The sequence below is a fragment of the Streptomyces sp. RP5T genome (assembly GCF_003933965.1).
Classification (GTDB): domain Bacteria; phylum Actinomycetota; class Actinomycetes; order Streptomycetales; family Streptomycetaceae; genus Streptomyces.
In genome coordinates this window covers 1-2632 of record NZ_RSAJ01000860.1, presented here as the reverse complement: position 1 = coordinate 2632, position 2632 = coordinate 1, and the positions used below count along the sequence as shown (strand labels likewise).

Below are 2632 nucleotides of genomic sequence, written 5' to 3'. Positions count from 1 at the left end.
CCCCCTCACCCTCACCCCGATCGGCGAACTCCGATGACCAAGCCCGGGGCTGGCGCGGGCGCGCCGGCCTACCCGATGCAGGCGACCACGACCACGGTGCGCGGAGCCCGCAAAGGCAAATGCGCGAAAGGTGTACGCGCATCCGGCCGCACGCGCCATCCTGCTGAGCGGGGCGGACACTGCCTGAGACGGCCCGGCCGTGTGGTTTGTGATGGCCTCCCGGTGAGTTCGGCACTGGCGACCATGGCTGACGTGGATCAGCTCGACTCTCACCTCTAGGGCGAAAGTCCCGTCGTGCGCAGCCGAGCCACCGTCTGCGCCGAGTTTGCGCGGCGCGGCTGGGCCGCCACCGCCGACAGCAGGCCGTCCCAGGCGTCGGGGAACCCCCGCGTCCACGGCCCACCGGTACGCGACGCGTGCCTCGGGTGTCCGTCCCTGGTCCAGGTACAGGGCGCCGAGCGCAGTGCACACCTCCGCGTCACCGGCTTCACAGCCGCGGACGTAGGCGCGCTCGGCTGCGCGGTGTCGCCGAGTTGCTCGCGTACACGGCCCAATGCAGTCCAGGCGTCGGAGGCGCCCAGGTCAGCCGCCCGCAGCACCGCGCGACGGGATCCCTCCCGGTCCCCGGCGCGTCCCCGTATCCGGGACAGCGCGGGCCAGGTATCGGGGGCACCTCGCTCGGCTGGCAAGTTGGCGGCGAGCTCTGCGCCGCCGCTGTCCCCGGCGTTCTCCCGGGCTCGCGCCAGCGTGATCCCGGCGTCCAGGTCACCCGCGCGTGCCGCCTCCGCAGCTGCGTGCTCGGCGCCGACGTCGTCACCGATCTCCTCGCGGGCTTCAGCCCGCGCGGTTCACGCCTCCCGATCGCCGGTGCGAGCCGTCTGGGCCGAGGCCTCGTCCGCGGCCATGCTGTCGCCGTCCGACTCGGCGAGCAGCGCCGGATGGCGCCGTCGCCCTGCCGGTCAGGCGGGAGGACGACGGGCCCTGAGGTCACCGCGCGCCAGATCCCGTACGGCCTGCGCGATCGGCGCGGGCACCAGCGCCCAGTCGACGTTCTCGAAGCGCGCGCGGAGCCGGGCTGCGGTGGCGCGCTCCGGGGCGTACCGGCGCAGCACCGGATGGTCGACGCCCCGTGCCAGGCACTGGTCCACCGCGGTCACGACCTCCAGGTGGGACGGCACGCACTCCCACGCCACCTGGGAGGCGTCCATGAGGGACTCCCACACCGGGAGGTTGCGGGGGTCGGTGAACAGGCTCTCCCTCACGCCCAGCAGTGCGCGAGCGTAGTCCTCGCCCAGGAAGGCGGTCGTCATGAGGTAGCAGAAGCAGCACTTGGGGCACCGGCCGCACCAGGGCTTGCCGTAGTTGCAGGAGTGCGTCCGGCGCAGGAGGTCCGGTCGGGTGGCGACCATCCGGTAGATCGTGTGGTCGTAGAGACCGCCGAGTGTGGAGTCGAACCCCCTGAACCAGTCGCAGCCGGTGAGTTCCGCGAACAGCCGTGACGAGAGCGACCGGTACTCCGCGCTCTTGCACCACTGATGGCTTATCTCCTCGCCGTCCCACCTCACGTGCGGGTCGTCGGCGGACCGCTCGATGTTGAACCAGACGCGCTCGTATCCCCCGTACAGCACGATGGGCATGTATCCGACGTAGTTGGCGGTGTGCCCGACTGCGAAGTCCGTCCCGAAGTGCCGCACTTGCACACCGGCGTCGGCGAACCGGGAGGGCGGCCGGCTGTAGAAGTCGTCGCGGACGTGGACGCGGACCACCGCTGCGGGCCGCGCCGCGGCACCGATCCTCAGTCCGTCCAGCAGACGACGCTGCAGTGCGTGGTCGCCGCCGACCGGCAGGTACCCCTCGTACACGTCGTACTCGATGCCGCTCCTGTCGAGGATCAGCATCCCGGCCAAGGTGTCCTTGCCTCCCCCGTTGGTCAGCAGGGCGCGGCCGGCGGTGCGCGCGCTGCCTCCTCCTGCGCCGCTCCTCCGCGCGGCGGAGGTGCGGGTGGGCGAGAGCAGTTCCGGCGCGCCGCGGCGGTAGCGGATGCCGTTGCGGTAGCGCCACTCACCGAACTGGCTGAGAAAGCACCGGCGCCAGGCCGCGCCGACCACGGCGTCGCAGGGCAGTCCGGGGGGCAGCACCAGACGCTCGCCGCCCAGTGCGAGAAACCGCATGGCATCCCAGGCGATCAGCGCGCTGACCAGTCGCGGAGCGTTCTCCCGTGCCGGGAGGGCGCCGAACACGTCGGACCACGCCGGAATCGAGTCGTAGGAGATGGCGCAGGTGAAAGTCAGCTCGCCCACGCTCACGCGGTAACGGATCCTGGCGGGTGCGTCCTGGAGTGTGACGGCGCGCACCACCACATCCAGTTCCGGCCGGGCGGTGAGGGAACGGCCCGGGGAGGAAGGCGGCGGACGCCGTGTCACGGTCATGGATGGGCCTCCTCGGAGCGAGGCGGCGTTCCTGGGGCTGCGGAACCGCGCGGAGGACGAATCCACTCTCAACTGTAGGAGCGCCGTCACCAGTCCGCCACCAATGGAGTCCGCCGCTCGCGGGCTGCCTTGCCGGCCGCAGCCTGCAGGCGCAGCCGCAGGCTGCGGCCTCAGGTGCGGGCAGCGGGGGCCATCCTCACGGG

The 2632-nt window shown here is 72.1% G+C and carries 1 protein-coding gene; it reads right to left on the bottom strand.

The features are described 5' to 3' along the window. Window positions 1–959: 959 nt before the first annotated feature. Window positions 960–2429 carry a hypothetical protein gene (locus EHS43_RS42120; protein ID WP_125195755.1) on the bottom strand — a complete coding sequence of 490 codons (1470 nt, stop codon included), beginning with the start codon at window positions 2427–2429 and terminating at the stop codon, window positions 960–962. Window positions 2430–2632: the final 203 nt, after the last annotated feature.

Coding starts and splice junctions, on each gene's coding strand:
- EHS43_RS42120 (WP_125195755.1), bottom strand. CDS start 2,429: ATGACCGTGACACGGCGTCCGCCGCCTTCCTCCCCGGGCCGTTCCCTC.